Here is a 19,792-nt window from a genome sequence, read left to right on the forward strand (position 1 = left end):
GCGGGACACCGTCGACGCTATACACCTTCACCTCCAGCTGCCGCGGCCAGGATCTGCGCGGTCTCCCACGCGTCCTGCTCGAGGTTCTTGACGATCGGGTTCACGAACTGCGGAGCGACCGTGAGCTGACGGTTGACGGCCGGCGATGCCGCGACCGGGACGACCTTCGTGATCATCCCGTCGAGCTGCCCGCTGACCGCGGCCTTCCGCATCCGGGCGACGGCCTGGTGGCCGCCGGCGCCGTCGACCTCCGCAGCCGACCACATGTGCTCGTCCGTGGACGCCCACATCGGGATGCTGTCGGAAGTGCGGGTGCCGGGCCCGAAGATCGGCCCACCGTTCGCGCGCTTCTGCGCCGACCCGTAGCCGGAGGCGAGCGCCCGGATCACCTTGTCGGTGAGCGTGGACAGCTTCGCCTCGATCCGGTCCTGGTTCCGCTCGTCGAGCGCGAGCTGCTTCTCAGCGGCGGTGACGAGCTCCCGCATCGTCTTGCCGTTCTCCGTCTGCGCCTCCGCCGACTGGGTGCCAGCAAGGTCCGAGAACTTGCCGGCCTTCTGGTACGAGGCGTTGATCGACTTCACGTCGTCCTTCGACCCGCCCAGCAGCGCGTCCGCGACGGGCTCCCCGGCCTCGGATCCGAGCATCGCGATCTCCTCGACGAGCGCGGCTGCGTACCCCTTGCCACGCATCTGGGAGAGCTTCTTCTGGAAGCGTTCGATCGCCTGCGCCTTCGCCTTCGCGTCGGCGCGGATGCTCTTCGCCGTGAGCGGCACATTCTCGGTCCGCGCCGAGGTGATGGCGACACCGTCGACCATGCGAGTCGAGGCGACCTGCCGGGTGCTCGCCGTCCAGGACGAGACGTCGAACGTCCGCCGCAGCGAGTTCGACACCGCCGAGGCCATCGACGCGATCCGATCCTTCAGATCCGACAGCCGGGTCCCCGACTTCTCGACGGCCTCCCCGGCGCGCTCGGCGGCCTTCTCGAGGGTGAGGTACTGCTTCTCCATCGACGCGGCCTGCGTGCGCATCTTCGGCCCCTGGGTGCCGCCGAGCGAGTACGACAGCTCGGTGAGCTCGTCGATCAGCGAGAGCCCGCGGCCGTTCATGCCGGCTTCGCGGTTCTCGCCGCGGCGCTGCGCGGTGTTGAAGTCGAGGTGCTCGCCGCGGATCGACGCGCGCGTCGACTCCAGCTGCTCCTGAGCGCGCTCGAGCTCCTCGGCGGCACGCTCGCGGACGTCCTTCTTCTTCCCGCGGGCAGCTCGCACCTTGTCCTCTGCGCGGCGGACCATGAGCCGCGCGTGCGACAGGCTGATCTCGCCACCTGTCGCGTAGCTCAGCCGTTCCCGGAGTGCACCGGATCGGATCGCCTCGCGGAGGCGGTAGATCGCGCCGTGGCCGCCGGCCTTCATGACCTCGTCGGCGGTGAGCATGTGCTCGCCGTTGGACGCCCAGATCGGCACGTCGTCGGACGTTCCCGAGCCGGGGCCGGTGATGGGGCCGCCGGTGGCTCGCGACGTCGCCACGTGGCTCGACCCGGAGAAGACGACGCGGGACTCTTTGGTCACGACGTTGAGCGTGATCCGGCGTCCGTTGTTCGCCGAGATCAGCCGGTTGACGGCGTTCTGCGCTGCGGCGATGTTCGCGTCGAAGGTGAGCTTCCCTCGCGCGCCGGCCTTGACCGTGTCGATAAGCCGCTTCGCGGCGTCACGGGTCATGCCCGCGGCGACCATCTGGTCGAGCAGGGCATCCGTGCCGTTCTTGTACCGGCGGTTGAGGTCGTCGTGCTTCTCCCCCGCGGCCGCTGCGGCGTCGCCCTCTTCCTTCATCGCGGCGAGAGCGTCGCGGACCTGGTCCTCGACCTTGCCCGTTTCGTCCCCGACCACGCTGATGGACTCCGCGAGACGGCGCTGCGCGTCGTTGAGGTTGGCCACGGCCACCGCGGGCTCGGCGAACTCGTTCAGCCGCTTCCGGGCCTCCGAGATGGCGTCGCTCGCGACGTCGGTGGTCTCGTCGAAGTTCGACATCTTGTCGATCAGGTCGTCGAGACCCGTCAGGTCGGCGTCGCCCGGCAGCCACTCGATCAGGTCGCGGACGCCCTTCACGGTCTCGCGAAGGGGGCCGGACACGAAGGCACCGAAGCCGTCCGTCGCGGACTCAGCGAAGTCCAGCGCGCCGTTGGCGAGGTCGACGAAGAACTGCAGCAGCGGTCCACGGTTCGAGGACACCCAGTCGGCCAGGTCGCCCAGCGGCTCCGAGAAGGCCACCGCGAAGGCACCCTGGATGCCGGATAGGGCCACCTCGATGTTCCGCTTGGCGCCCTCGAGCTTGGTGGCGTCGTTGTCCGACATCGTGTCGAACATGCGCCGCGCGGCGCCCGAGACCCCGTCCAGCTCGTCGACGGCTGTCGAGAGGTCGAGGTTGCCGAGGGCCCCCGCCATGTCCTCCGCCTGGGTACCGAAGAGCCCCAGCGCGATCGCGTTCCGACGGGTCGGGTCCTCGACCTGTCGCAGCTCCGTGAGGATCTCCTCCAGCGCGCGACGGGCCCGGGGACCGCCCTCGACGAAGGCCGAGGCCATGTCGTTCGCGTTCAGCCCGAGGTCCTTCAGCGCCCCCGCGGCGGCGATGCTGCCGTCCTTCGCGGGCTTGACCTGGATGGTCAGCTCCTTGAGTGCGTCAGCGACCTTGTCGGCGTTGAACGCACCGCCCTCGAGTCCCTGGTTCAGAAGGCCGAGGGCCTCCGCACCGCTCAGACCGAGGTCGCGGAAGTGGGTCGAGTACTCGTTGAACGTGTCGAGCAGGTCCTCGTTCGCGTTCACGCCCTTCCGGGCGCCGGTCGCGAGGACGTCGTACGCCTCCTCCGCGGACTTCACGAGGTCGTTGCGAAGCATCTGTGTCACGGCACGCGCGACAGGCGTGACGTCCTCCTGGAGCACGTCAGCGATGCCCGAGAGCCCCTCGATCGTCTTCTGCGCGGCCGACGTCGTCGCGTCCTCGTCGATCAGGTCGAACTGCAGCGCGAGACGCGTGGTGTCCATGTTCGACTCGATCGAGTCGCCGAAGACGTTCGCGTAAGCCTCGCCGGCGGCGCGCGCCAGGCGGCCCGCTGCGACCTCCGAGATGCCGGTGAGCGCCTGGAGGTTGTCGCGGCCCTGCTCCTGCGCCAGGCCAGCCTGGAACGAGTCGAGGATCGCCTTGGCGGCAGCCGCGCCGACGCCGACGACGGCGCCCGCAATCGGGATGGTGGCCAGCGCGCCGACGATGCCGCCGACGAGCGCGGCGCCACTGCGGCGGCCACCGTCGTCACCGGCGTCCTCGGCGATGTCCGCGACGCCCTTCAGCTTCTGCTTCGCGCCGCCCTCGTTGACGTCGACGACCATCATCGCCCGGGCGCCGTTCAGGTCGCGCAGGGCGGCCTCAGCGCCGCGGAGGCGGTTCTCGGCGCGCGCGACGTCGGCGTCGACCTGGACGCTCGGCGACATCGAGCGGAAGTACTCGATCTGGGACTTCAGCTGTTCGACGCGGGCCTGCGCGCTCGTGATGTTCGCGTTGACCTGCAGCGCGGTCTTCATCGAGACGAGGCGCTTGGCGGCGTCCTCGACCTGCGCGACGCCGTCGAGAGCGTCGGCGGGGTCGGCCTGGACCTCGATCATCGTGCGCGCGGTCTTCAGCGCGTCGAGGTTCCGGTTGACCTTCTGCAGCTGCGCTTCGGCACGCTTGATGTCGGCGTTGACGTCGAGCCCGCCGAGCGCCTTGATGCGCAGCGATTCGAGCTGGTCGGTGATCCGCTTGACGGATGCCTCGCCGCGCTTCACGTCGGCGTCGAGGCGGACGACCTGCTCCTTGGAGACGAGACGCTTCGCCTGCTCCTCGACCCGGTCCATGGCGCCGAGGGCGCCCTTCGCGTCGGCGTCGATCTTCGCCTTGATGGGCTTCGACTCGATGCGCTGGCCGGTCTGCTTGACCTGCCGCTCAGCCTGCTCGATCTGGTCGACGTTCGCGGTGAAAAGAGTCTCCAACTCAGCGACCCTCATGACGCTCCTTTCCCGGCTCCCTTCCGCTGGTTGCAGCGTCGACAGGAGAGCACAGCGTTAGTCATCGAGTGGTGGCCGCCGAGGCTCACGGGAACGATGTGGTCGAGGGTGGGATGGAGAGGTCCGCAAACCCAACGGCGGTGGCCATCGATGGAATTGACGTACCGTCCATCAGCGGCATCGCACATCAGACCGCAGTAGAAGCAGGTCATGCCGTCACGTTCGGCCACGGCCCGCCATGTGACCCCGGGCTCGACGACCGATGCACCACGGCGGCGTGCGTGATATCGCCGCGATGCCTCCGCCACGACTTCGGGGTTGCGTTGCCTATATGCGCGCGACCTCTCCGCGAAGACGTCAGGCGAAGCGGCACGCCGGTCTCGAGCCGAAGCAAGGATGGTCTCTCTGTTCGCGAGGTAGTGCTTGCGGGCGTACGCCGACTGTGCCGACGGGTCATCCGCGCGCCGCTTCCGCTGTCGCGCAAGGATCGCCTCACGGTTTGATCGGTATTCGCGCTGGTGCTTCTCTTTCACCCGCTCTGGGTTGGCGGCCCGCCATCGAGCACCTCGCTCCGCCGCGCGCGCCGCGACGCATGCTCGGCACTGCCGTCGCCCCTTCGCGAAGCCCTCTGGTGATGTAGGCCGACCGCACGCGCTGCATTCGGCTACGCGCATCGGTGGTCACCTCCTGATGAGTGCTGCCTGGAGTCGGGTCTCCGAGTACAGGAGCGAGAGCACGTAGCCGCGAATGTGCGGCCACGGCTGGGCGAGCACGTCAGCGGCGTGCATGTCGATCTGGAAGCGTTCGCGCATGTCCACGATCACGAGATCCCAGTGGGTGACGATCCCGTAGGTCGTGATGTCGATCGTCACGGTCTGCGGGGAGCGCTCCGGATCCTCGGACTCCGCAGCCTTCGCATCGACCGCTGCTGCCTCGACGGCGGCCGCGGGCGGCCGGTAGTCGGCGAAGATCGGGACGCCGTTCTCGTCGTGGTCGATGGGCTCCCCTACGCCGTACTGGACCCACTCTTCGGGCGTGAGGAGCGCGGCGCTTTTGGGAGTTCGGCCGACGCCTTCGCTGCAGCCTCGAGGGCGATCTCCGCCGACCACATCAGCGACGCGATCATGTCGGCGTACTGCTTGCCGCGCGCCCAGTAGAAGACGGCGTAGTAGGCCATCCGGTCGATGGTGGTCTTCGGGATGCGGTCTGCGACCATCTGCTCGTAGACCGGGTTGCTGAGGGCGAAGTGGTCGTCGGGCTGCACCGCGGTGAGGATGCGCTGGACCTCTTCGGATGCCTCGCCGCTGACGAGGCCGAGGCGGATCTCGCCGAGCGCAGCTGCGGCGACGATCTTCTTCGCGTCGATCGTGTCGGGCGGCGGTACGCGGTACTCGTTGCCCTTGACGGTGAGGACGAGGTCGGGTGCGGCCCAGTCGTCGAAGTCGACAGCGGTCATGGTGGTCCTCTCTCGGGTGAGGGGTGGGCGGGGCGCTCGCGATGGAGCACCCCGCCCGGTGCGGCGTTACGCGCCGCGCGTGTACGGGAAGCCCGCCGAGGTGCCGGCGGAGTTCTTGACCTTGATCTCGGCGGATCCGGCGGACCCGGCGGGGACGACCGCGACGATGGTGCTGGAGTTCAGCACCACGTAGCCGCTCGCGTTCGTCGAGCCGAACCGCACACCGTCGGCGGTGGTGACGCCGTCGAAGCCGGAACCCGTGATGGTGACCTGCTGGCCAGCTGCCGCGCCCTCCGGGGTCGCGCCGGTCACGGCCGGCGTGGTGACGTCCCAGCCGGTGAACGGGTTCGCGATCGGGATGTAGGAGCCGACGCCGGTGAGGGTCCAGTTCCACACCTCGACGGTGCCCTCGGGGCCGGTGTTCTGCCGCGTGAACGCGACCGTGGCGATGCCCTGGCCGGCGTCCACGGGGTTCGGGGTGCCGTTGGCTGGCTTGTGGTACCAGCGGACCTCGATCTCGGCGAGCGAGCCGACAGCGGCCGGGAGCGTGCGCTGACGCAGCGCCTCGACCTCGGGCAGGTACTGGCCGGTCGATGCGGACCGGTTCACCTGCGAGGCGAACGCGAGCGCCCACGCCCATCCGCCGACCATGCTCGCCGTGGAGCCCTTGTCGTCGTAGGTCGTGGCGTCGTGCGTGGTCGGCGTCGGCGTGAAGAGGAAGTTGAAGATCCGTCGGAACGGGATCCAGTTCGGGGACGCGTGGGTCCCGATGTTGACGTCGAGGCCGTACTCGTAGCTCTTGCCGAGCTCGGTGCCGACCGGGAGTTCCGGCTTGGTCATGATGACTCCTGGTTGTCGAGGATGATCGTGTAGTTGTCGGTCCGCTCCATGCGGCCGTTGTCGTCGGCACCGAGCAGTGCGACGGATGCGCGACTGACGCCGCTGATCCCTCCCTCGCGGGAGAGCGTGTGTCGGGCGGCGAAGATCCGCGATGCGATCGCGTCCGCGTCGAGCAGGTCGTCGCGGCTGCCGCGGATCCGGAGCTGGACGCGCCGCCAGTGGAGGTACTGGGTGTCGATGTCGGTCCACAGGTACAGCTGGACGCCGATGATGCGGTCGCTGGTCTCGTCGATCGACCCGTAGACGACGCTGAGGCCGTCGCGCGTGTACTCGACGCCCAGCTCGTGCCAGGCGCCGCCGGTGACGGTGGCGACCCAGCGGCAGACGAGCCTGGTCAGCTCGGTGTCGTCATGGAGGTCAGCCACCGAGGGCCTCCCGCACCTTCTGGGCCATGATCGGCTCGACCAGCTGCTCCATCTCGGCAGCAGCCGTCTCCAAGAACTTCGCCTGGCCACCCCGCGGGTGCTGCCACTCCAGCTTCTCGTGCTGGAGCAGGGACACCAGAGAGGAGTAGCCGACCGTGACCGTGAGGTCGTCGACTGCGACGAAGCCAGACTCGTCCGACTCGCCCGTCAGCGTCGGGGAGAGCTCGTTCGACCGCTCGAGCGTCTGCTCAGCGACCTCACGCAGCGCGTCCTGCGCCGCCTTCTCGACCGTGCTGAGGATCGGCAGGTGCATCTTCACGATGAGGCCCCCTCACTTCAGCGCGAGCAGCTGGAACGAATCCAGCAGCGGCGAGTCCCGGTTGTCGTTCCGCCCGACGGAGATGACCTCCGACGTGCGCTGCGACGGAGTGCCCGCCCAGACCGTGACTTTCGAGCCGACTGGCGCGACGACGTCGAGGCCGACCGACACCTGCGTCGACGAGACGACCTCGACGCCGGCGGCATCCCGGACGAGCTTCTGCTCGTCCTTCACCTCCGCAGCGACGTCGACGGCATCCGCCCACGAGTGACCGGTTCCGGTTCGTCCCGCGTAGGCGCGGATGGTGACCGTGTGCGGGTAGAAGAAGCTCCCCCAGCTCACACGTACTCCTCCGGCCACAGGCGCCCCAGGACGGGGCTCTGCGGGAAGGACCCAACCGGGAGCCCCGGGGACCCTCCCCCGCCGCACAGCGCCCGCAGGCTGATCTCCGGGTCGCCCTGGAACGCCGACGAGATCGCCTCGACCGACACGGAGGTGCCGTTGCGGCTCATCGTGCGCAGTCGGGACTGCCCGGGTGCGGGAAGCTCCGCGATGACACCCTTCAGGATGGCGATCGCGGTCCTCCCGTCCTCGGACTCCTTGTCGAGCGAGTCGAGGCAGGGGGCGATGACGCGAGCACGCGCCAGTACCCGACGGCCGAGCTGCTCGTCCGTGGTGATGTCCGCATGCGTGATCGGCATCATCGCCCCCTCTCGGTCAGGACTGCTTCGCGTCGTCGGCGACGAGCGCGGCGACCAGCTCCGGCCGGTTGCCCGGCTCGGGAACGGTGATCTTCGCGTCGTCCTCGCGGTCGGCGTTGCGGGTCTCGATCTCGGTCTTGAGCTCGGGGACGGTGACGCCCTTGTAGGGCTCGTCCTCCGTGCTCTCGCCGGCGTCCTCGGCGTCGGCCGATTCCTCGTCCGAACCGGTGACGGGCTCGTCGCCGTTGAGGCGGTCGAAGCGCTCGAGGTCGTCCTCGTGCACGTCGACGACCTCGTGCTCGTACCCGGTGACCGGGCGGCCGTCGACGTCGGTGAAGACGATGAAGCCGCGTCGGATGGTCCGCTCGGCCATCAGCCGGCCAGCCCCGTCAGCTTGAACACGGAGTACGGGTCCGTGATGAAGGAGACGAAGCGGGCGTCCGTCTGCACCCAGGTGCGCTGGGTCTCCGGCTCGCGCCAGGTCTCGGTCGAGAGCGCCTTCTCGGGGCGGATCTCGCCGGGCTGCCCGGCAGCGAGGGCGTACGCCGTGCCGGCCGCGACGCGGTTCGAGACGCTGAGGTTCTCGATGCCGTGCGTCTCCAGCAGACCGTTGAGGTCGTCGCCGTAGACGATGCGCAGCTGCAGCGCCTGCGCGGGGTTGAGGACGAGGGTGTCGATCTCGACACCCAGCTCCTGCTGGTCCGCGAGCGTCTGGATCCGGGCGATGTCCGCGGCGGGCCACAGCGCCGCGTTGGTCTGGCCCGAGCCACCGGTGACGACGTTGTTCCAGTTCGTGCCGACGACCACCTGCGACGAGAACTCGGCGAGAGCCGCGTCCACGATCGCGATCGTCCGCGCGTCCTGGCGGCGCACCATGGCGTTGATGAGCTTGCGGCCCTCACGCTGGATGACGCCCTGGTCGTTGCGGTCGCGCGCCTCGTCGAGGACGAAGAACTTGCCACCGTGCTTCTCGACGGCGGCCGTCTTCGGCGTCGGGTTCTCGGACGTGATGTTCGGGAACTCGGCACCGGGCGCGACCTCCTGCACATCGCGCGTCGGGAACAGGTCGTTCAGGGTGAGCTGGTCGTAGACAACCGCTCCGCCCGAGACGCCGCCGGGGCTGGAGAAGAACAGCCCCGAGATGTAGTTCCGGAGACGGATGTCCGACAGGTATCGCGTGATGCGCGTCGGCTGGTTGAGCATCGTCTCCACCGTGATGGTGGAGCCGTTGACGCTCGGTGCCGCCAGCGGGTACGACGGCGAGTTGGGAGTGGGCATGCGCGGGCTCCTTTCAGTAGAGCTCGATGAAGACGTCGGATCCGGACGTTCCGGCCGACCAGGCGCGGCCGCGGGCCTTGCCGGAGGCGAGCGTGACGGCACGCCCGTTGGAGCCGACCTCGACCTCGGCACCGCGAGCGATCGTGCCGCCCGCCGTGACCGGGACGATGGCGCCCACATTGCGGAGGATGTGCAGCTTGCCGCCGGCCGCGGTGTCGCGCGATGCGACGCCGACCGACAGGCCCGCTGCGGTCGCGGTCACCACCGTGATGGGCGTGCCAGCGGCCACGTCCAGGGGGCCGGAGATGTCGACGAAGGTCTTGCCGACCACACCGCCCGCTCCAGCGGTCGCCGTGACGTCGGCGCCCGGCCGGTATGCCGGGATGCTCTCGTTGGTCATGATCGGTCCTCTCAGCGCTTCCAGTGCGCGGGGTAGGCGTCGTCCTCGACGACGGCGGAGGCGTGACCGATCTCGTCGACCGGCACGGTGTTCTCGGGGAGGGACGCGAGGACCTCGGAGAAGCCCGCCTCGTCCTTCGCGAGACGCGCGCGCCAGTCGTCCGCCGACGCGGTCGTGATGCGACCGGTCTGCAGAGCGTTGAGGACGATGCCCTCGCGGCGCGCCTTGTCCTGCTCGGCAGCCGCTTCGGCTCCGCGGCGGGCGTTCGCCTGGGTCTCTTCCCAGACGGACTTGTCGACGACGACGGTGCCCTCGGGCACTGTCGCGGCCGGCGTGGTGGTGTTGCTCGGCTGCTCAGCGAGCGTCTCGTCGAGCGCTGCGAGCAGCATCTCGTCGGTGACTTCGGCTTCGGTGATACCGAGCCGCTTCGCGAAGCCAGCCTTCAGGTCGTCGTATGCCACGACGTTCTCCTCTCGGATGGGTTCACCCGGCTCGGACGAGCTCGGGGGCTTGGGGGCAGCCGCGCGCGCCACAGCGGCAGCGGCCTTGACGCGAGCGGAGCGCGCTTCGGCGTCCCCGTCGTCGTCGGATTCGAGGTCGATGAGCACGACGTCGTCATCGGTGCCGACGGTGGTCGCGGTGCCGGCGTCCGGCACGACCTTGACCTCGTCAGCGAGGCCCATCTCGACGGTCTCGGTGGCGGTGAGCCACGTCTCGTCGGCGAGGATCTGCTTCCAGTCCTTCTCGCCGGCCTTGTCGACGTAGACCTCGATGATCGAGTCCTCGAGCTTGTCGAGGAACGCCGCGGTCTTGCGCATCTCGACGGCGTTGCCCCAGGCGATCGACGACGGTGAGTGCAGCATCATCTGGCTGCCGGGGCTCGCGTACGTCTGCGCACAACCCGCGGCGATGAACGACGCGGCGGAGGCAGCGATGCCGTCGATGACCGCGACGACGTTCGCGCGGTGGGCGGAGAGCATGTTGAGGATGGCCATGGCCTCCCACACCTCGCCGCCAGGTGAGTTGATGCGGAGGATGATCTCCGACACCGACTCGGGGAGGGCGTCGAGCACGCGCCCGACGTCTTCGGTGGAGATGCCCCACCAGCCGCCCCAGCTGTCGATCGGCCCGTACATGCGGATCGTCGCGACGTCGCTCGTCCCGTCGGCCGTGGGTGTGGACACGGCGCTGAAGAACTCCGCGCGGTCCGTGGGCGGCTCGACGCTGCCCCAGTATCGACGCTTCGGATCGGGCTGCGCGCTCTGGTCGTCGCGAGCGGAGGCACCCTTCTTCAGCGCGTTCCGAAAGTCGATCATGCGGCCTCCTCAGGCTGTCGCGGTGCGGTGGCCGTCGCGTCCATGACGGGCAGGCCGTAGAGCGCGCGGAGGTGAGCCTCAAGCGCGGGGTTCCAGCGGATGGCGCCGGATTCGAGCAGGGCGCGGATGGCCTCAGCGGTCGCGGGGTGCTCGGCGCCGATCTTCGGCGGGACGATCCGCGGCGCGGGCTCCTGGGTGCCCCAGTTCTTGTCGACGAGGTCCTCGATGACGTGCTGGTTCACCGTCGTCGCGATGTGGCGCGCGAGCGCGTTCAGCGACTTCGTGAAGAAGCTCTCGAACGTGTCGCCGAGGGCGTACGAGCCGGTGGAGTTGTCGCCGCCGAGGTTCAGGAAGTTCGCGAGGGCGATGCGGGCGATCTGCTCGTCGTAGTAGCGGATCTGCTTGTCGAGGTCGGGGAGGTTGCCCTTCACTCCGACGAGTGCGAGCCCTGCGCCGTTGGGCAGCGATGCGCCGGCGGCGTCTCCGGCTCGCGCGCCCTTCGCGATTCCGAGACCGCGCTCGATCTCCGCGTCGAGCCACGCCAGCTTGTCCTCGTACGAGGCGTTGTCGGGCGGGGCTGCGCTCGTGTACACCGGCAAACCGAGGCCGTTGCGCTCTGCCGCGAGTGCCTGGACGCGGAGCGTGCGGTCCTTCAGTAGCCACATCTTGTACGCCGGCCGAAGCATGGAGGTCCCGACCCAGTTGCCGCCCTCGCGCTCGTTGACGAAGACGACGAGTCGGTCGACCGGGATCCTGACGTCGGCCGTCGGGACTCGCACGAAGTTGCTGCGACCGCTGACGGGAGCCGCGAGCCCAGCGCCGAACTGCTTCACGGCGACGAGGCCGCCGTCTCGCGCGACCTCGAACTCGCTGATCGTGCGCGGCGGCCGCCAGGCGAGCTTGTCGAGGTGCGTGCGACCGAACGCATCGATGCTGTAGACCTGCTCGAAGATCGAGTGCCCGTACCGCAGCTCGAGCAGCGCGAGACGCAGGAACTCCTCAAACGAGAAGCGACCCTTCGTGCGGAGCGGCGCGGTCGGCTCCTTGCCGACGATCGCCAGGCCGAGGTCCGTCGCGATCTGCTGAGCGACCTCGTCTCGGACACCCGTCGCGTCGAGGCGCCACTCGGTCTCCTGGACCGGCAGGGTGACGGCCCGCATGACCGACATGACCTGCGGGTCCTCGCGGCACATGCGCTCGTAGGTGTCGTTCGACTTCGGCCAGACGAGGTCCGGGTTCGTCTCGTTCGACTCCGCGGCCATGCCCGCCCACCCCGGCAGAGATGCCGTCTGATATCCGAGCTCGGGCAAGGCTGACCTCCTGTCAGAAGCGGGCGGTGGCGATGTTCACCTCGCCCGCGGTTTCGACGTCGCCGCGAGTGATGAGCCGCGCCGCGGGTGGCGGCGGGGACGGCTCCGGTTTCTCCGGCGGGCTGAGTACTTCGAGCCCGTACAGCGCCTCGGTCTCGGCGACGAGCCCGGCGATATCGACCGGGAGCGACTTGTGGCGCGACCAGGCGAGGTTCTCGGCGTACTGGGTGACGACGCCGCCCTCGACGGCGAGGTCGACGGCGGGCTGCTCGATCACCAGGAGACGCCGGTCGAGTACTCGGTCCCGCATCCGGCCGGTAGCGGCAGCGAACTGTCCGCCGTCGAGCGCGTGGACGTGCAGCCCGCGCTCTCTCAGCGGCTCGATGAACTCCATGGCGGGAGTCCCCCGACCCTGCACGACGACCTCGTTCCATCCCGACTTCTCGGCGAGGTCGGCGAGGTAGTCGGGGACCCAGAGCATCCCCGCGCGGCGGAGGCGCACCGTGGTGAACGGGCGGCCGTCGGCGGTGAGTACTGCGCCGGCGACCCACGACATGGACCGATGCTTCGGCTCGGTGTCCACCGCCCAGACCGTGCGGGAGCCCTTCGGGATCTCGATGTCGCTGATCGGGGTGTGCCGCGGCCGCCAATCGCGCGGCGAGATGTACGAGATGACCTTCGAGGTCACCCACTGGCAGAGGACCTCGGTCCGGTAGGACGCCTCGAGCATGTCGCGGGCGTCCTGGAGGCACATCTCGACGGTGATCTCGCCGTGCCCGATGCTCGGGTTCGCCTGCAGGATCCCGTCGACGTCGTCGAGAGCGCATCCATCGGGCGCGGACCACTCGAACAGCGCCGACGTCGACGCGGCGAGCTCACCGTTGGCGTACGCCTCCAGCTCGTCGATGCCGCGGGCCAGCCACTCCTCGATCTCGGAGATGAGGTTGTCGCGGAGCTTGCGGAGCACGACCGAGCGGGCGTCGCCGGCGTTCGAGATGCCCCAGAGCTGCGAGTTGAACACGGCCTTGGTGGTCTGCGCGACGGAGTCCCAGGCGTCCCACGTCTGCTGCTCACGCATCTCGTCCATCAGGACGCGCGCGGCAGTCTTCCCGCGGCCGCCCTTTCGGGATGCCGCGCGGACCTCGTAGTGCGCGCCGCTGCGGAGGTAGATGCCGGGCTGGCCGTTCTTCCGCTGGATCTTCTGGAGCGCCTTCGCGAGCGCCGGCACGCACCCCTCGTTGTCCTCGTCGCACCACCGGGCGGTGAGATTCCAGACGTCCTGCGCGGTGTCGAGGTTCTGCGCGGTGCCGAGTACCTTGAACCGGAACGGCGGCAGCCGGTCCTCGAAGCGGTCAGAGTCGACGAAGAGCCACCAGGCGGCAAGTACTGCGGCGAGCAGGCTCTTCCCGTTCTGGCGGGCGACGAGCACCACGACGCGACGGAAGCGGAACGTGCCATCCGGGTTCAGCTCGAGCGCGTGGATCAGAAGCCACTTCTGCCACGGGTACAGGTCGATCCCGAGGAACATCAGCGCGAACTCGATGACCTCGAAGCCGAGCGACGTCTCCTCGGTCAGCGGGCGAAGCGGACGGGTCCACAACCGCGGCACTTCGGAGCCGACGAGGTCGGAGAAGTCAGCCTGCAGCTCCCCCGCGTCGTCTGCTCTTGAAGTCACCGAGGTCAACTGGACCCCCTTCGGGTGCAGAGTCGCCAGACGGTTCCGTCGGGGCGGGCGGGACGGATGCCGCGAGCGCTGCGCGGGCCGCCGGCGTGGCGCCGAGCTCGCGGAGCCCGTTCCACAGGTGCGGCAGCAGGTACAGCGCCTTCGTCGCCTCGAGCGATGTGCCGTTCGCGACGGCGTGATCGATCTGCCGAGCGACCTGACGGCACGATGCGATGAGCGCCTCGTCCGCTTTCGTCGTCGTGATCTCCGCGAGCGTGCTCTCGAACGCATCCGTGATCGCGTCCTTGACCCGCGTGGGCTCGCCCAGGAGCCGCTGACGCATCTCCGAGAGGCGCATCACACGGTCCGCGGCCGCGACGTCGCCCCCGATCGCCTTCTTCCACATCGCCCGGTGCAGCGCGTCGACCCGCTCCAGCTCGACGATGCGGGCGGCGGACTGGTCGAGAGCCACCGGGGAGGCGGCGATCGCGGCCATGACCGCTTCGCGCGCCTCCTCGGTCGTGCAGTCGAGCTGCGTCGCGATCTGATCGAACGGGATCGCGGCTCGGAACAGCGCGAACGCCTTCGCCGGGTCGACGTCAGGCATTCACGACCTCGGAGAAGTCGACGCGCTGCCCGTCACGGACGGGGACGACGCCCGTGTGCTCCTGCCAGCGGCGGCAGATGACGTCGGCGTACGTCGGGTCCAGCTCGACGACCATTGCGCGGCGTCCGAGGCGGTGCGCAGCGATCAGGGTCGTCCCGGAGCCGGCGAATCCGTCGAGCACCCAGCCTCCGGGCGGGCAGGAGTTCACGAGCATCCGCTCGACGAGCTCGACAGGCTTCATCGTCGGATGCTCGGCCGATCGCGACGGCCGGCGGACGTCGAACACGGTCGAGGAGCGGTTGTCGCCGAACCAGTGCGGCCCGCCACGCCCCAGACGACCCTCGCCGCCGGCCGTGAAGCCGTACGCGATCGGCTCGAAGTCGCGATCGACCTCCCCCTCGAGGATCGGCTCCGACTGGTAGTGGTAATCCGCCCGCGAGAGGACGAATCGGTCCTTCACCCACATCAGCGTCTGCCGGTAACGGATGCCGAGACGGTCCATCGCGGCCTGCAGGGGCACCCGAAGCACGTCCGAGTGGGCGACGTAGACCGGCGCACCGTCGCGGCACACCTCGACGGCGACCTCCAGGAAGGCGACCGACACCGCGATCGCGTCCTCCGCGCCGTCGTTCTGGATGCTCAGGCCCGTCCCGCCGACGTACTCGACGCCGTAGGGAGGGTCCGTCCAGACGCACTCGAACTCGACACCCTCCGGGAAGGCCCCGCGGACCGCGTCGAGGTCGCCCGAGGACCCGACGAGCAGCCGGTGAGGGCCCAGATGCCACACATCGCCCACCCGGGACACCGCGTCGGCGGCATCCGGCCGCGACGGGACGTCATCCGGGTCTGTCAGCGACACCGGCTCGTCGAGCGACGCGAGCAGAGCGTCCAGATCGCCCGATGTGTAGCCCGTGCCGTCGAGATCGCCGGCGGCGGCCATCGCGGCGGCCAGATCGGCGTCGTCGTAGGCGCCGAGATCCGCCAGACGGTTGTCCGCGAGCACGATCCGGTGCGCCGTCGCCTCGTCGACGTCGACCGTCGTCGCCTGGACCGTCGCCCAGCCGAGCGAGCACGCCGCCAGGAAGGTGTGATTGCCCGCCAGGATCTCGTTCGGCCGCCCCGTCAGCGATCCGACGTTCACCACGATCGGCCGATACTGCCCCTGAGCCTCCAGCGACGCCGCGATCGCCCGCACATCGCCCCGACGGGGGTTCCGGTGGAACACCTGCAGGTCCTCGACCGGGAACGCGACGACCTCGAGCATCGGGGACTCCTTACCGCGCGTGCGCGTGATGGGGGTGGTCAGATCGCCGGGGAGAGAGGACAGCGCCCCTGGAGCGTGGTCCGCCCCCAGGTCGACCTCTGGATTTTTCGAGGGGGGCGGGTCAGGAGGCTGGCAGGAGCTCTGCGGGCATGTCCTCGCAGTTGATCCGGACGCCTGTCTCGGGGTGCACCCATTGGTGCGGGAGTGGGTCGTGCTCGAAGTCGGGGGTCATCGGGCTTCCCTCTCCGGTGGGAGTCGGTGTCCGCAGCGCTGGCAGCGTGTGAGGCGGGCGACGGTGCCGACGCCGTGAGGGGTGAGGCTGTGGAGGGTGACCTGCCAGAGGTCGGCCCATCCGCACTGTGGGCAGTCGGTGTCGAGGCGGCGTGGGGTGCCGGCGGTGAGCGGGATGGCGAGGGCCATGGTCAGGCTCGGACGAAGGTGCCGCCTGTGGTGGCGAGGCACGGGCTCAGGTCGGCGACCTGGTCGGGGATGAGGTCGACTCCCGCGTCCAGGTAGATGGCGTCCCATGCGGATCCGATGGCGCGCTGCGTGGAGCGTGTGGTGGCGAAGCGGATGCCGCCGCGGTTCGGGTAGTCGATGCGCTCGGCTCCGTTGGCACGGCGGATGCTGGCGCCCTCGGTGTTCGCCGCTGCGTCGATGAGGTCGAGCAGTCCCTCGCGCAGCTCGATCGCGGTGGGCGCGACGACGAGGATGCGCTTGCCCTGCGCGGCTTCCGCAGTGATGCCGGCGGCGGCGTAACGGTTCATGGTTCCTCCGATGACCGGTGTCCTGGCGGGGCCCTAGATTCGGAGGCAGCCAAATGGGCGGATCCGAAGGGGAAAGACATGGCACAGGTGAAGGAGCAGCGGCTCACGATCATCAAGCGCAGGGACGGCAAGTACGGGTGGTCCCTGTACGGCGACAACGGGACCGACATCATCGCGACCGATGGCGGGCAGGGGTACGAGAACTACGCCGACGCGCTCACGATGGCGCGCAAGGTGACCAGCGGCCACTACGCGAGCTCGCCGCTCTACAACCGCGACGACACTCCGAAGGCGAAGTAGTCACCACCAGTCGGGCATGGCCTCGCCGAGCGGCGGGGCGGGCGCCCGGTTCCCTCGCTGCTGGTTGCACAGTGCGTGGGAGTGGCGGAAGTTGTCGGGGTCGGATTGCAGGTCGGGTCGGTCCTCGACGGTGTGGAAGTGGTCGAGGTTGTGGGAGTCGGGCGTGCTGTTCTGCGCGGCCGTGTAGTCGATCGGTTCGCCGCAGAGCCAGCAGTCGGCTTCGGGGTCGCCGAGCGCGTCGAGCCGCTTCCCTTCCTCGAAGAACTCCTCGCGGAGTCGGTGGTCGAGGCGTGTGTTGGTGCGCTTGTCGGCCACGGACCCTCCGGGTTCTGAGAGGCGCCGGCGATGGGTCGCTCGGCGCCTCTCTCGGGTGCAGGTACTCCGGCGACCGGAAGGTGCGGTCGCTTCTCGGAGGTGGAGTCCTTCGCGCCATGGGGAACGCGTTGACACCCGGGACTGACCTCGGCCGGGAGGAGCGGCAGCGCTGGACCACCCGAGGGTCCGCGATCTGCGGTCGGCTCAACTCCCGGCCGAGGCATCTATGTGGCGACGTGGTCGCCGAGGTTGGTGGTGATGGTGTGCCCGTGGATCGCGATGACGACGCCCTCGAGGACGCATCCGGAGCGGGCGTAGCGGAGGATGTCGCCGATGCGGATCCCGTCGGCGTCGGATACGTCGTAGGTGCGGGGTGTGGTGGTGTCGATCCATGCGGCCGCGGCGCGTGCCTCGTCGGCGAGCATCTGCGCGGGCAGTGAGCCGACGCGTCCGCTGAGGATGTCGGCGAGCTGGATGAGTCCGGCGCGGTCACGGTCGTCGCGGAGCCGGCCGATGTTGCGGCGGTTGATGGCGACGTAGTCGTGTCCGGGCCCGTGGGTAGGCTCCACGGCAGCCCTCCTATCGATGCGAGTCGATGGTGGGTTAGGTCCCGGTGTGGCGTTGGCGCGCCTGCCGGGACCGTCCTTTCCAGGTCGTGTCGGTGGTCGGGTCTATGGTCGCGAACGGGATCCGCCCACGACTAAAGGAGAAGGACATGGCATCAGCACACGAAGAGGCGTTCAACGCCGTGATGAAAGAGATCAAGGCGTCCGCGGAACGTCTGGGGCAAGCATCCATAACCGAGGGCGCTCGAGCTGCCGCGCTTCGCGAGCTCGCGGCCGCTTACCGGCACTTGCGTGGCGGACAACAGCCCGGCGGTGTACAGGTCGCCGAAAAGTAGGCGTACGTCACGAAGGCCCCGTCAGCAGATGCTCGGCGGGGCCTTCGGTGTTCGTGAGAACTGTCTAACCATGAATGTAGGGGCGGCAAACGGGAAGGTGTCAACATCAGCGTGATTCTCCGCGTGTCGAGCCTCCAGCGGCTTCCTCTGCGGCTTTTAGCGCTCGGATGCGTTGCTGATTGATCGGATCGTTCTTGAGCCTCTGACGCCACCAGGCGAGGAGCACTCGGAGCTCGACGACGCGGACGCGTTGGCCGTTGCGGATCTCCCACGTCATCTCCATGCCGTTGAGCCGCCAGTGGCGGATGGTGCGGCGTGCTCGGCCGACGCGCTTCGCGGCCTCGCGATAGGTCAGTGTGGGCATGTAAGTGGGCTCATCTCGCTACGCTGCACTCATGTCTGAAGCAACTTGGTCTGAATTCGGTGGCGCCTGGCTCAAGGATCAGATAGTCGACGGCCGCCTTGAGCGGCGCGTATTCACGTCAGACCCGCGCCAGGACAACAACGCGCGTCTCGACCAGATCATTGAGTTCAGCGGCCCAACTGACGAATCTTCTAGCCGCACCGGATGGGCGGACGGCGAGGGCAACATCGACTGGGGCACCTGGGAGTCCTGACTTCGGCGAGACGTTGAGCTGGGCGCGACATTCGAATCACGTCAGGTCTCGCCGCAGACACGGCAGGCGCGGGACAGGACTGGAGCTCCCCCCGGCCCGTCGAGCCAGTCGATCTGCACTTCTCGCGCGCCGCACGTTTCGCACAGCTCGAGCGGCGCGGTCGTGACGACGGCTGCACCACCCTGTCGACGCCGTGCTCGACGGATGAGCCCGAAGAGGCGTTCCTCGAGAGCGGTGAGGTCCGGCCAGTCGAGCAGGTGCTCGACGATCGCTGCCAGCCATTCATTCGCCGCGTAAGCCCACTGTCGAGCGAGCTCCGCATCGCCAGGGACTGTGGCCGGCAGGATCGGGGCTTCGACGCCGAGGTGGCTGGCCGCAGCGACGAGGTAGGCCCGCAACGCATCCCAGATCGCCCGGTTGTCGCGTGCGCCGGGTCCGTCGGCGACGGGCACGTTGTCGATGTAGCCGCCGCCGGAGACTCGGATCTGGTCGGTGCGGGATGCCTTCAACCGGACAGGGGCGAGGACGCCGCTGTCCGAGTAGTCGATGACGTGCGGGAGCTGGTCGACGTGCCACAGGTAGCGCGCGACCCATTCGCGGTACCCGGCTTCGGGGTCGATCGCGTCGACGGGGATCGCGCTCATGCCGGCATCCCCGATACGGTTCCGAGGTGACTGAAGTGCAACGGCTCGGGTTCGAGGACCTGATGAACGCTCTCAGCGTCGGCTTCCACGGTCAGACCATCGCCCGGATGCTCATCGACCTCGGCGCTCCGGAGGATGGCCCCTACGCGGTCTACTGGCCGCGCGACAGCATCGTCGTTGCTCATGGCGTCAGCTACGAGGTTGCCAGGGCAATCGCTTGTGTCCTCCGGGACGATCGCACCCGATGGATGGGCGAGCCGACGACGTTCGCTGAACCGGAGATCGCGGTCATGCGTCGAGACATCGGCGACTTCGTCACGCCTGAGCACGCCCGGAACGGGCGCGAGTACGTGAAGGATCGGTTGCTTCCTGCCGATATCTCGACTCGTGTCGAGCACTACGAAGTGCAGTTCGCGAAGGGACAGGTCGAGTTCGACTTCTCGACCCTTCCGGGGTCCTGACTGCCTGAATTCCTCGAGCCGGATTCCGATCATGCGGCTCCCCTCCCTCTCTTCTTCGGGGCGATCTCGTCATGTAGCGCGAGCAGCACCCGATCGCGCCGGATCTGTTGGAATACCGACCGCCACGCGGCCGCCTCTCCAGGGGGTGACGGGCACATGGCCTGCACGGTCCCGATC

The 19,792-nt window shown here is 68.9% G+C and carries 26 protein-coding genes; 4 read left to right on the plus strand and 22 right to left on the minus strand.

The features are described 5' to 3' along the window. Positions 1 to 17: 17 nt before the first annotated feature. The 18 genes from AB0P29_RS02795 to AB0P29_RS02880 all read right to left on the minus strand — a co-directional run bounded on the left by AB0P29_RS02795 (position 18) and on the right by AB0P29_RS02880 (position 16,377). Positions 18 to 4,031, minus strand: a complete 4,014-nt coding sequence (locus tag AB0P29_RS02795) for a phage tail tape measure protein (RefSeq protein ID WP_363378275.1) — start codon at positions 4,029 to 4,031, stop codon at positions 18 to 20. Continuing rightward, positions 4,028 to 4,705 carry an HNH endonuclease gene (locus tag AB0P29_RS02800; RefSeq protein WP_363378277.1) on the minus strand — a complete coding sequence of 226 codons (678 nt, stop codon included), beginning with the start codon at positions 4,703 to 4,705 and terminating at the stop codon, positions 4,028 to 4,030. The genes AB0P29_RS02795 and AB0P29_RS02800 overlap by 4 nt, the downstream gene beginning before the upstream one ends. A 6-nt stretch (positions 4,706 to 4,711) precedes the next feature. After that, positions 4,712 to 4,903, minus strand: coding sequence for a hypothetical protein (locus tag AB0P29_RS02805; RefSeq protein ID WP_363378279.1), 192 nt, complete (start codon positions 4,901 to 4,903; stop codon positions 4,712 to 4,714). A 134-nt stretch (positions 4,904 to 5,037) separates the two neighbouring features. After that, a complete protein-coding gene (locus AB0P29_RS02810; protein WP_363378281.1) occupies positions 5,038 to 5,487 on the minus strand; it encodes a hypothetical protein in 450 nt (149 codons plus the stop codon). Between the two features lie 66 nt (positions 5,488 to 5,553). Next, entirely contained in the window at positions 5,554 to 6,327 is a 774-nt protein-coding gene (locus AB0P29_RS02815) for an IPT/TIG domain-containing protein (RefSeq protein WP_363378283.1), read from the minus strand. Beyond that, complete coding sequence (locus tag AB0P29_RS02820) at positions 6,324 to 6,752, minus strand: minor capsid protein (protein WP_363378285.1); 429 nt, start codon at positions 6,750 to 6,752, stop codon at positions 6,324 to 6,326. The genes AB0P29_RS02815 and AB0P29_RS02820 overlap by 4 nt, the downstream gene beginning before the upstream one ends. Continuing rightward, positions 6,745 to 7,071, minus strand: coding sequence for a hypothetical protein (locus AB0P29_RS02825; RefSeq protein WP_363378287.1), 327 nt, complete (start codon positions 7,069 to 7,071; stop codon positions 6,745 to 6,747). The genes AB0P29_RS02820 and AB0P29_RS02825 overlap by 8 nt, the downstream gene beginning before the upstream one ends. 12 nt (positions 7,072 to 7,083) lie before the next feature. Next, positions 7,084 to 7,413, minus strand: coding sequence for a hypothetical protein (locus AB0P29_RS02830; RefSeq protein WP_363378288.1), 330 nt, complete (start codon positions 7,411 to 7,413; stop codon positions 7,084 to 7,086). Next, positions 7,410 to 7,772, minus strand: coding sequence for a hypothetical protein (locus tag AB0P29_RS02835; protein WP_363378290.1), 363 nt, complete (start codon positions 7,770 to 7,772; stop codon positions 7,410 to 7,412). Before AB0P29_RS02835 ends, AB0P29_RS02830 begins: the two co-directional genes overlap by 4 nt. A gap of 16 nt (positions 7,773 to 7,788) precedes the next feature. After that, positions 7,789 to 8,145, minus strand: coding sequence for a hypothetical protein (locus AB0P29_RS02840; RefSeq protein ID WP_363378292.1), 357 nt, complete (start codon positions 8,143 to 8,145; stop codon positions 7,789 to 7,791). Then, positions 8,145 to 9,050, minus strand: coding sequence for a major capsid protein (locus AB0P29_RS02845; RefSeq protein ID WP_363378294.1), 906 nt, complete (start codon positions 9,048 to 9,050; stop codon positions 8,145 to 8,147). The genes AB0P29_RS02840 and AB0P29_RS02845 overlap by 1 nt, the downstream gene beginning before the upstream one ends. 13 nt (positions 9,051 to 9,063) lie before the next feature. Further along, positions 9,064 to 9,450, minus strand: coding sequence for a capsid cement protein (locus tag AB0P29_RS02850; RefSeq protein ID WP_363378296.1), 387 nt, complete (start codon positions 9,448 to 9,450; stop codon positions 9,064 to 9,066). An 11-nt stretch (positions 9,451 to 9,461) separates the two neighbouring features. Continuing rightward, entirely contained in the window at positions 9,462 to 10,766 is a 1,305-nt protein-coding gene (locus tag AB0P29_RS02855; protein WP_363378298.1) for a head maturation protease, ClpP-related, read from the minus strand. Next, complete coding sequence (locus AB0P29_RS02860) at positions 10,763 to 12,076, minus strand: hypothetical protein (RefSeq protein WP_363378300.1); 1,314 nt, start codon at positions 12,074 to 12,076, stop codon at positions 10,763 to 10,765. Before AB0P29_RS02860 ends, AB0P29_RS02855 begins: the two co-directional genes overlap by 4 nt. Before the next feature lie 13 nt (positions 12,077 to 12,089). Beyond that, positions 12,090 to 13,751 carry a hypothetical protein gene (locus AB0P29_RS02865; RefSeq protein WP_363378302.1) on the minus strand — a complete coding sequence of 554 codons (1,662 nt, stop codon included), beginning with the start codon at positions 13,749 to 13,751 and terminating at the stop codon, positions 12,090 to 12,092. Beyond that, on the minus strand, positions 13,711 to 14,346 hold the full coding sequence (locus AB0P29_RS02870) for a hypothetical protein (protein WP_363378304.1): 636 nt from the start codon (positions 14,344 to 14,346) through the stop codon (positions 13,711 to 13,713). The genes AB0P29_RS02865 and AB0P29_RS02870 overlap by 41 nt, the downstream gene beginning before the upstream one ends. Further along, positions 14,339 to 15,610 (minus strand): DNA methyltransferase, encoded by a 1,272-nt coding sequence (locus tag AB0P29_RS02875; protein WP_363378306.1) that lies wholly within the window; start codon positions 15,608 to 15,610, stop codon positions 14,339 to 14,341. The genes AB0P29_RS02870 and AB0P29_RS02875 overlap by 8 nt, the downstream gene beginning before the upstream one ends. A 422-nt stretch (positions 15,611 to 16,032) precedes the next feature. Further along, entirely contained in the window at positions 16,033 to 16,377 is a 345-nt protein-coding gene (locus tag AB0P29_RS02880; protein ID WP_363378308.1) for a hypothetical protein, read from the minus strand. Between the two features lie 78 nt (positions 16,378 to 16,455). Between AB0P29_RS02880 and AB0P29_RS02885 the strand changes: the two genes are divergently transcribed. After that, complete coding sequence (locus AB0P29_RS02885) at positions 16,456 to 16,677, plus strand: hypothetical protein (RefSeq protein WP_363378310.1); 222 nt, start codon at positions 16,456 to 16,458, stop codon at positions 16,675 to 16,677. Here AB0P29_RS02885 and AB0P29_RS02890 read toward each other — a convergent pair whose 3' ends face one another. Then, entirely contained in the window at positions 16,678 to 16,992 is a 315-nt protein-coding gene (locus tag AB0P29_RS02890) for a hypothetical protein (protein ID WP_363378313.1), read from the minus strand. 224 nt (positions 16,993 to 17,216) lie between these two features. Next, on the minus strand, positions 17,217 to 17,561 hold the full coding sequence (locus tag AB0P29_RS02895) for a hypothetical protein (RefSeq protein ID WP_363378315.1): 345 nt from the start codon (positions 17,559 to 17,561) through the stop codon (positions 17,217 to 17,219). Positions 17,562 to 17,707: 146 nt separating this feature from the next. Here AB0P29_RS02895 and AB0P29_RS02900 point away from each other — a divergent pair, with 146 nt between their 5' ends. After that, positions 17,708 to 17,893, plus strand: a complete 186-nt coding sequence (locus AB0P29_RS02900) for a hypothetical protein (RefSeq protein ID WP_363378316.1) — start codon at positions 17,708 to 17,710, stop codon at positions 17,891 to 17,893. A 106-nt stretch (positions 17,894 to 17,999) separates the two neighbouring features. On the opposite strand, the gene AB0P29_RS02905 is transcribed toward AB0P29_RS02900, so the two are convergent. Next, the gene (locus AB0P29_RS02905; protein WP_363378318.1) at positions 18,000 to 18,257 is read right to left on the minus strand and encodes a hypothetical protein; all 258 of its coding nucleotides are present in this window, start codon (positions 18,255 to 18,257) and stop codon (positions 18,000 to 18,002) included. Positions 18,258 to 18,288: 31 nt separating this feature from the next. Between AB0P29_RS02905 and AB0P29_RS02910 the strand changes: the two genes are divergently transcribed. Next, positions 18,289 to 18,510: a hypothetical protein gene (locus AB0P29_RS02910; protein WP_363378320.1), complete on the plus strand. Its 222-nt coding sequence runs from the start codon at positions 18,289 to 18,291 to the stop codon at positions 18,508 to 18,510. 41 nt (positions 18,511 to 18,551) lie between these two features. Here AB0P29_RS02910 and AB0P29_RS02915 read toward each other — a convergent pair whose 3' ends face one another. Beyond that, positions 18,552 to 19,154, minus strand: coding sequence for a hypothetical protein (locus AB0P29_RS02915; RefSeq protein ID WP_363378322.1), 603 nt, complete (start codon positions 19,152 to 19,154; stop codon positions 18,552 to 18,554). A gap of 107 nt (positions 19,155 to 19,261) precedes the next feature. Here AB0P29_RS02915 and AB0P29_RS02920 point away from each other — a divergent pair, with 107 nt between their 5' ends. Then, the gene (locus tag AB0P29_RS02920; protein ID WP_363378324.1) at positions 19,262 to 19,615 is read left to right on the plus strand and encodes a hypothetical protein; all 354 of its coding nucleotides are present in this window, start codon (positions 19,262 to 19,264) and stop codon (positions 19,613 to 19,615) included. Positions 19,616 to 19,792 lie beyond the last annotated feature (177 nt).

The organism is Microbacterium sp. NPDC080220 (assembly GCF_040686395.1).
Classification (GTDB): domain Bacteria; phylum Actinomycetota; class Actinomycetes; order Actinomycetales; family Microbacteriaceae; genus Microbacterium; species Microbacterium gawkjiense.